The following is a 7,808-nucleotide window of genomic DNA, read 5'->3' as shown; positions in this document are numbered from 1 at the left end:
GTCAAGGTCGCCCGGGCGCACGCCCGGGTGGCCGACAGCCGGCGGGACTGGCAGCACAAGCTCTCGACCCGGATCATCCGCGACAACCAAGCGGTGCACGTCGAGGACCTGTGCGTCACCGGTCTCGGCCGCACCCGGCTGGCGAAGTCGGTGCACGACGCCGGCTGGACACAGTTCGTGCACATGTTGGAGTACAAGGCCGCACGGTACCGGCGCAGCTTCCGCCGGATCGGCCGGTTCGCGCCCACATCGCAGACATGCTCCACGTGCGGGCGGCTCGACGGACCCAAACCGCTGTCCGTCCGATCGTGGACCTGCCCATGCGGGGCGGTCCACGACCGGGACGTCAACGCGGCAATCAACATCCTCGCGGCGGGACGCGCCGAGAGCCTAAACGCCTGTGGAGCGCAGGTAAGACCGGCACCCCTGCCGGCACCGCGCCGAGAAGCAGGAATCCACCCGCACACCGCGTGTTCCACACGCAACGTGGAGGGAATCTCCGCACTCTAGGGCGGAGAGAACGTCAATTCGAGAACGCCGGCGGGCGCCCGCTGTGGAACCGACTCGCCCTGGCCCTCGGCCGGCGCGACGGCGTGGCGTTGTTCGGCCGTACCCGCTACCCGGCCCTGGAGGCGACCATCCGCGCGCTGGCGATGAGCCGCACGCTGCTCTGGTCCCGGGTGACCGGCCGGACGGCGGTACTGGACCGCTGGACCTGGTGCCAGTACGTGATCATGGCGGCCCGCGGCGACCGCGGCGGGCGGGCGGTCCGGGCCGCGTACGCGCTCTTTCCCCGGCCGACCGTGGTCTGCTTCCTGGCCACCTCACCGACGGTGGCGAAGGACCGAGTCGCGGCCCGGGGCATCGACACCGAGGAGTTGGCGCACCTGCGGGCGCTGGACGCCGCCTACCGGGCGCTGCCGGAATTCGGGACGTTCGTGGTGGTCGACGGGGACGGCGACCCGGACGAGGAGGCGGCGGCACTGGACCGGGTGGTGTCGCCCCTGGTCGGGCGCTGACCGCGCGCCCGCCGGGCTACATTGTCGATCATGGAGTTCCGCCTGGTGGACCGGCTGCCCACCGTCGGGGAGTTCGTCGCCGTCACGTCCGGCGTCGGCTGGGCCGACGCGTACGACCGGGCGGCGATCCCGGCCTCGCTGGCCGCCTCACTGCACGGGGTGGTCGCGGTCGAGGGCGACCGGGTCATCGGGCTCGGCCGGCTGGTCGGCGACGGGGCGATCTACTACTACCTCCAGGACCTGGCGGTGCTGCCGGAGCGGCAGCGGCGCGGGGTCGGCGCGGCGATCCTGGGCCGGCTGGAGGAGTGGATCGCCGCGCGCGCCTCGTCCCGGACGTTCGTCGGGCTCTTCGCCGCCGGGGAGTCGGTCAGCCTCTACCGCCGGTTCGGGTACGCGGTGCACGACGACCTGACCGGCATGTTCCGCGTCGGCCCCCGCTGAGGCGACGCCCGCCCGAGGAACGGATCTTGGGCAGTCGCCGGTCGTGACCGGCAACTGCCCAAGATCTCAAGCTGTCCGTCAGCCGCGGCGGTTCTGGAGCCAGCGCAGGAGGTCCGACGGGAGGCCCCGGTCCTGCTCCTGTCGTGGCTGGTGGGGCCGCGGGGTCGGCTGCGGCTTCGGCCGCTGCGGGTCGCCGGCCAGCTCACGGCTCGGCGCGGTGAAGTCCTTCACCGGCTGACCGCCGACCGCGGTCTTGATCACCCGGGCCACCGCGTCGATCACCTTCGCCTGCACCGGCGAGCCGACCAGGTCGGTCGAGTCGTCCGGGTTGGCGGCGATGCCGGCGACGGCCACCTGCGGGGTGAAGCCGACGAAGGTCTCCGTGGCGTTCTGCTCGGAGCTACCGGTCTTACCGGCCACCGGCCGGCCGACGATCCGGTCGACCGAGGTCGCGGTGCCGCCGTTGCACTGCCCGTACGCCGACTGCTGGCCGACCGGGCAGCGGGCCGCGTCGGTGGCCGCCCGGGACACGTCGGTGTCCAGCACCTTCTTGCAGGACGGCTGGCCGACGGCCACCTTCGCACCGTTCGCGGCGGTCACCGAGACCACCGGCAGCGGGGTGCAGTACGTCCCCTCGGCGGCCACCGTGGCGTACGCGTTGGCCAGGTCGAGCGGGGTGGTGGCGGCCACCCCGAGGGTGAACGCGCCCCAGTTCTCCGCGTCGTCCTTGGCGAAGGCGGCGTCGGACTCGGCCCGGAACCTGATGCCGAGCCGCTGCGCCATCTCGACCGCCTTCGCCGGCCCGACCTGCTCGGCCAGCCAGACGAAGTAGGTGTTCACGGAGCGGCCGAAGCCGTCCCACATCATCCGGTACCCGTCCATCCACGCCGGGTTGGCGTTGGCCGGGCACCACTTGCCGTCGCAGGTGCCCTCGCCCTCGGCCGCGTACCGGGTGGGCAGCTTGCTCGGGGCGTCGAAGCCGGTCGAGAGCGGCTTGCCGGCCTCCAGCGCGGCGAGCATGGTGAAGAGTTTGAAGGTGGAGCCGGCCTGGTAGCCGTCGACGCTGTCGCCGCCGGAGATCAGCGGGTTAACGGTGTTCGGGTGGTTGGCCTGCCCGGCCGGGTTCTCGTCCAGGCTGTAGTGCCGGTTCACCGCCATGGCGAGCACCCGGCCGGTGCCCGGCTCGACCGCCGCGATCGGCAGGGCACGCTTGTTGTCGTACCCGTAGACGCCGGTGGCCTGCTGCTGCGCGGTCTGCTGGACCTTCGGGTCCAGCGAGGTGACCACGGTGTAGCCGCCGCGGCGCAGCGCCTGCTCGCGCTCCTTGACCGTGTTGCCGAAGGCGGGCTGGGTCAGCCACCACTGGCGGAGGTAGGCGCAGAAGAAGCCCCAGTCGTCGTGCCCCTGGGCGACCGCGGTGCAGCCGTTGGGCTGAGCGGTCGGGTGCAGGGTCAGCTTCTCCGCCTTGGCCGCGGCGGCCTGCGCCGCGCTGATCGCGCCGGTCTCGGCCATGGCGTCGAGCACGTACGCGCGGCGCTCCAGCGCCCGCGCCTTGTCACCGTCGATCGGGCTGTACTCGTCGGGCGACTGCACCAGCCCGGCGAGCAGGGCCGCCTCGCCCAGGGTCAGGTCGGCCGGCGCCTTGCCGAAGTAGCGCTGGCTGGCCGCGGCGACGCCGTACGCCCCGGAGCCGAAGTACGCGATGTTCAGGTAGCGGTTGAGGATCTCGTCCTTGCTGAGGGTCTTCTCCAGCGCGGCCGCGTACCGGATCTCCTGGATCTTGCGCCCGACGGTCTGCTCGGTGGCGGCCTGCCGCTCCTCCGCCGTCCTGGTGGGGTCGGTCTTGAGCACGTTGCGGACGTATTGCATGGTCAGCGTGGAACCGCCCTGCTCGGTGCCGCCGCCGCGGAGGTTGGCGACCAGGGCCCGGGCGATGCCGCGCAGGTCCGCCCCGCCGTGGGAGTAGAAGCGCCGGTCCTCGGCCGAGACGATTGCCTGCCGCATCACCGGGGCGATCTCCGCCAGCGGCACGTCGGTGCGGTTCACGTCGTAGAACGTGGTGATCAGGGTCTTGCCGTCGTTGGCGTAGAGGTAGGAGCGCTGGGGCTGCGCGGGGGTGCGCAGCGCGTCGGGCAGCTCCGCGTACGCCCCGAGGGCCGCCTTGGCGACCGACCCGCCGAGCAGGCCGCCGGGCAGCGCGGCGACCGCGAGGACGAGCCCGGCGAGGGCGCCGGCGAGGAGCACGGTGAAGAGCCGCGACAGCGGCGACCGGGGTGACGGCATGCAGCCCAGGATTACCGCGAAAGCCGCCAACCGACCACCCCGCCAGGCAACTGTCAGTTACCTCACGGCGATCTCTCAGCTACGGGCTGGTCATCAGGTGGGCAGGGGGCCGTTCGGGGAGGATCCGGGCACGCCCGGGGTGGAGACGCTGGCGGTGGCGGCGTCCCGGGCGATGGTGGCGGGCACCAGGCGGCCCGAGCGGTAGCCGATGCCGATGCCGGCGACCAGCACGAAGAGCGCGCCGAAGGTCTGCAACGAGCCGATCAGCGCACCGCCGAGGCCGAGCAGCGGGGCGGCGATCATCAGCATGGTCCCGTCGCCGTAGCTGAACATCCCCGACCGGGCGACCGACCACCCGGTGAGGAACCACCCCAGGCTGTAGCAGGTGGCGCCGAAGAGGACCAGGCCGCGCGCGGTGGTCCCGAAGACCGGGGTCTGCTCGGCGAGCCCGGCGAACGGCAGCATCAGCACGGTCCCGGCGATGCTGACCAGCAGGCCGGCCGCGGCGACCCGGCGGCAGCGGGTGGCGGCGAGCAGCCCGGTCAGGGCCAGCAGGGCGAGCAGCCCGAGCCAGACCGCGGCCACCCAGCCCACCAGGTAGAGCGACCGGCCGTCGGCCGGGTACGGGTCGTTGCCCACGCCACCGTCACTGGTCATCGCCACCGCGCCGTAGAGGATCGCGTACGCGGGCAGCAGCCAGACCGCCGCACGGGCGAACCGCCGCACCGACCAGGCCCAGCTCGCGTTGGTGGCCGGGGCGGCCGGCCCGGGGTCGGAGACGAACGGCAGCACCCCGAACCCGCCCCCGGTACGCCGGGTGCCCAGCGGACCGGCGGGATCGTGCGCGCCGGGCACCGGTTCCCGGGACCACAAACTGTTCGCCGGATCCTTCATGCGTCACCTCGCTCGCCTGCGGGCGGCGCGGGACGCGTACGGCGCCCCGGCTCCTGCTCACCACCCGTCCTCAGACCGATCGTGGCAGGCGCCGGGGCGTCGCATGAGTGTTTCTCGCATTTGCCGCCCGGCTCGGACGGCGGCCGGGTCAGCCCCGCTCGCGCTGGTCCGACGGGTCGTTGAGCAGGCTCTCCGGGGAGACCGGCTCCGGCGCGGGCAGCCCCTGCGGCTTCGCGCCGCCGGTGGCCTGCGCCTCGGCGACGCGTACCTCGTCGTGGATCTGCTGGGCCGCAGCGGCGGCAGCCTGCGCCGCCTCGGCGGCCTCGCGCTCGACCTGGCTCGCGCGGTCAGCCGCTTCCGGCGCCGGGAGGTCACCCACCATCTGGCTCAGACCACCCAGCGCGCCGCCCATCCCCTCGAGAGCCTTGGTCAGCTCCGCCGGGATGATCCAGACCTTGTTGGCGGTGCCGTTGGCGATCTGCGGCAGGGCCTGGAGGTACTGGTACGCGAGCACCTTCTGACTCGGGTTGGCCTGGTGGATGGCGTCGAAGACGGTACGGATCGCCTTCGCCTGGCCCTCCGCCTGGAGGATCCGGGCCTGCCGGTCACCGTCGGCGCGGAGCACGGCGGACTGCTTCTCACCCTCGGCGGTGAGGATCTGCGACTGCTTGTGGCCCTCGGCCGTGAGGATCGCCGCCCGGCGGTCCCGCTCGGCGCGCATCTGCTTCTCCATCGAGTCCCGGATGCTCGCCGGCGGCTCGATCGCCTTGATCTCGACCCGGGTGACCTTGATGCCCCACCGGCCGGTGGTCTCGTCCAGCACCCCGGAGAGGTGCCGGTTGATCTCATCCCGGCTGGTCAGCGCGCGCTCCAGGTCCAGCGAACCGATCACGTTGCGCAGCGTGGTGACGGTGAGCTGCTCGATGGCCTGGAGGAAGCTCGAGATCTCGTAGGTCGCCCGGACCGCGTCGACCACCTTGAAGTAGAGCACCGTGTCGATCGAGACCACCAGGTTGTCCGAGGTGATCACCGGCTGCGGCGGGAAGCTGACCACCTGCTCCCGCATGTCGACCTTGGTGCGCACGGCGTCGATGAAGGGGACCAGCAGATTGAGGCCCGGGTTGAGGGTGCGCTTGTACTTGCCGAGCCGTTCGACCACGTCCTGGCGCTGCTGCGGCACGATGCGCACCGCCTTGATCAGCGTCACCACGACGATCAACGCCACGGCGGCCAACAGCACCAATGCAAAGTCCATACCGTTCACCTTTTCGCTTCGGGAAGCTCACCGGGGTGGGAAATGTCGTCCTGCCAGACCAGGGCGGTGGCGCCCCGGACCTTGATCACCTGCACCCGCTCACCGGGGGAGATACTCTGCGTCACGTCGTACGCGCGGGCGCTCCACAGCTCGCCGTCGATCTTGACCATGCCGTGCTCGGCGTCCACCGGTTCCAGCACCAGCGCGGTGGAGCCCTCGATCGCCTCCACGCCGAACGGCTGGTCGCCGCTCTCCAGCGCGGACTGCGCGTGCCGCCGGATGACCGGCCGGACCAGCGCCACCGAGAGCGCGGAGACCACCGCGAACACCAGCGCCTGCAGCGCCACGGGGGCACCGAGCGCGGCGGCCCCGGCGGCGGCGAACGCCCCGGCCGCGAACATGATCAGGAACAGCGTCGTCGTGAAGATCTCGGCGACCGCCAGCACCACACCCAGCACGATCCACACCACGGCGTCCACACGGCAATCGTGACACGTCGACGCACGCGGCAGCGCCCCGCGATGATCAGTAAGCTCGGCGGCACCGGAACCCGTGCCCACCGAGGAGAATGCCGTGCCCCTGCTGCCCGACACCGCCCGACAGGTCGACGCCCTGGTCGCCCGGGCCCAGGCGGAGGGGCGGGCCCCCTCGCTCGCCCTCGGGGTGGTCCGGGACGGCACCCTCGCGCACCTCGCGGTCGCCGGTGAGCACCCGCGGCCGGACGCCGACCGGCAGTACCGGATCGGCTCGATCAGCAAGACGATGACCGCGGTGCTGGTCATGCAGCAACGGGACGCCGGCCGGCTCGCCCTGGACGACCCGTTGGAGCGGCACCTGCCCGGCACCCCGGTCGGCGCGCTCACCCTGCGCCAGTTGCTGGGGCACGCCAGCGGCCTGCAGCGAGAACCGGAGGGGTCCTGGTGGGAGCGGACCGAGGGGGTCGACCTGGCCACCCTGGTCGCCGGGCTGACCCCGGACAAGATCGCCTACCCGCCGCACCACGTGTACCACTACTCCAACCTGGCGTACGGGCTGCTGGGCGGGGTGCTGGAGCGGATCACCGGCACCGCCTGGTACGACCTGCTCCGGGCACGGATCCTCGAACCGCTCGACATGCGCCGGACCACCTACCACCCCACCGAGCCGTACGCCCGCGGCTATATCGTGCACCCCTGGCACGACACCCTTCGCGAGGAGCCGCGTACCGACACCGGGGCGATGGCCCCCGCCGGACAGCTCTGGTCCACCGTCGAGGACCTGGCCCGCTGGGCCGCGTTCCTGGCCGACCCGGCGCCGGACGTGCTCGCGCCGGGGACCCTGACCGAGATGTGCGCGCCGGTGGTGATCAGCGACCTCGACTCGTGGACCGGCGGGCACGGCCTCGGCGTTGAGCTCTACCGGGTCGCCGACCGCGTGTACGTGGGCCACGGCGGCTCGATGCCCGGGTACGTCGCCGGGCTCGCCGTCCACCGGCCCGGCCGCACCGCCGTGGTCGACTTCGCCAACTCGTACGGCCTGCGCGGCGGCCATCACATCGTCGGGCTGGCCCGGCAGATCCTCACCCTGGTGCTGGACGCCGAGCCGGCCGCGGTGCCGCCGTGGCGCCCGGCCGCCGCGCCGCCCCCGGCCGACCTCGCCGAGCTGACCGGCCGCTGGTGGTGGATGGGCGCCGAGTACGAGCTGCGTCCCGACGGCTCCGGCGACCTGCTGGCCGGCCCGGTCGGTCAGCCGGTGCTCCGGTTCGCCCCCGAGGGCCCGGACCGCTGGCGGGGACGCTCCGGCGGCCAGGACGGCGAGCTGCTCACCGTCATCCGCGACGAGGCGGGCCGTCCGGTCGCCCTCGACATCGCCACCTTCGTCTTCACCCGCAGCCCCGACCAGGAACCCTGACGACCACCCCACCCCACCCTGTCTCT

The 7,808-nt window shown here is 72.7% G+C and carries 8 protein-coding genes; 4 read left to right on the top strand and 4 right to left on the bottom strand.

All coding sequences use genetic code 11. The features are described 5' to 3' along the window. The 3 genes from DKT69_RS26310 to DKT69_RS26300 form a co-directional block, all read left to right on the top strand. Positions 1-510, top strand: a 510-nt coding sequence (locus tag DKT69_RS26310) for an RNA-guided endonuclease InsQ/TnpB family protein (RefSeq protein ID WP_146231214.1), incomplete at its 5' end; no start/stop codon positions are given. A gap of 83 nt (positions 511-593) precedes the next feature. Next, positions 594-1,019 carry a thymidylate kinase gene (locus tag DKT69_RS26305; protein ID WP_236648362.1) on the top strand — a complete coding sequence of 142 codons (426 nt, stop codon included), beginning with the start codon at positions 594-596 and terminating at the stop codon, positions 1,017-1,019. Positions 1,020-1,049: 30 nt separating this feature from the next. Then, positions 1,050-1,460 carry a GNAT family N-acetyltransferase gene (locus tag DKT69_RS26300; protein WP_109804185.1) on the top strand — a complete coding sequence of 137 codons (411 nt, stop codon included), beginning with the start codon at positions 1,050-1,052 and terminating at the stop codon, positions 1,458-1,460. A 78-nt stretch (positions 1,461-1,538) separates the two neighbouring features. Here the strand turns inward: DKT69_RS26300 and DKT69_RS26295 are convergent, their stop codons facing one another. The 4 genes from DKT69_RS26295 to DKT69_RS26280 all read right to left on the bottom strand — a co-directional run bounded on the left by DKT69_RS26295 (position 1,539) and on the right by DKT69_RS26280 (position 6,371). After that, positions 1,539-3,743 (bottom strand): transglycosylase domain-containing protein, encoded by a 2,205-nt coding sequence (locus DKT69_RS26295; protein WP_109804184.1) that lies wholly within the window; start codon positions 3,741-3,743, stop codon positions 1,539-1,541. Positions 3,744-3,836: 93 nt separating this feature from the next. Further along, positions 3,837-4,637, bottom strand: a complete 801-nt coding sequence (locus DKT69_RS26290) for a hypothetical protein (protein ID WP_109804183.1) — start codon at positions 4,635-4,637, stop codon at positions 3,837-3,839. A gap of 148 nt (positions 4,638-4,785) precedes the next feature. Beyond that, on the bottom strand, positions 4,786-5,892 hold the full coding sequence (locus DKT69_RS26285; RefSeq protein WP_109804182.1) for an SPFH domain-containing protein: 1,107 nt from the start codon (positions 5,890-5,892) through the stop codon (positions 4,786-4,788). 5 nt (positions 5,893-5,897) lie between these two features. After that, complete coding sequence (locus DKT69_RS26280) at positions 5,898-6,371, bottom strand: NfeD family protein (RefSeq protein WP_109804181.1); 474 nt, start codon at positions 6,369-6,371, stop codon at positions 5,898-5,900. Positions 6,372-6,465: 94 nt separating this feature from the next. Here DKT69_RS26280 and DKT69_RS26275 point away from each other — a divergent pair, with 94 nt between their 5' ends. Then, positions 6,466-7,782 carry a serine hydrolase domain-containing protein gene (locus tag DKT69_RS26275; RefSeq protein WP_109804186.1) on the top strand — a complete coding sequence of 439 codons (1,317 nt, stop codon included), beginning with the start codon at positions 6,466-6,468 and terminating at the stop codon, positions 7,780-7,782. Positions 7,783-7,808: the final 26 nt, after the last annotated feature.

Origin of the sequence: Micromonospora sicca (assembly GCF_003172935.1) — a bacterium.
In the GTDB taxonomy this organism is placed as follows: domain Bacteria; phylum Actinomycetota; class Actinomycetes; order Mycobacteriales; family Micromonosporaceae; genus Micromonospora; species Micromonospora sicca.
This window is presented reverse-complemented; position numbering and strand designations above follow the sequence as displayed.

Excerpts from the sequence above, each read along its gene's own strand:
- DKT69_RS26300 (WP_109804185.1), top strand. The coding sequence starts at position 1,050 with ATGGAGTTCCGCCTGGTGGACCGGCTGCCCACCGTCGGGGAGTTCGTC.
- DKT69_RS26290 (WP_109804183.1), bottom strand. The coding sequence starts at position 4,637 with ATGAAGGATCCGGCGAACAGTTTGTGGTCCCGGGAACCGGTGCCCGGC.
- DKT69_RS26295 (WP_109804184.1), bottom strand. The coding sequence starts at position 3,743 with ATGCCGTCACCCCGGTCGCCGCTGTCGCGGCTCTTCACCGTGCTCCTC.
- DKT69_RS26285 (WP_109804182.1), bottom strand. The coding sequence starts at position 5,892 with ATGGACTTTGCATTGGTGCTGTTGGCCGCCGTGGCGTTGATCGTCGTG.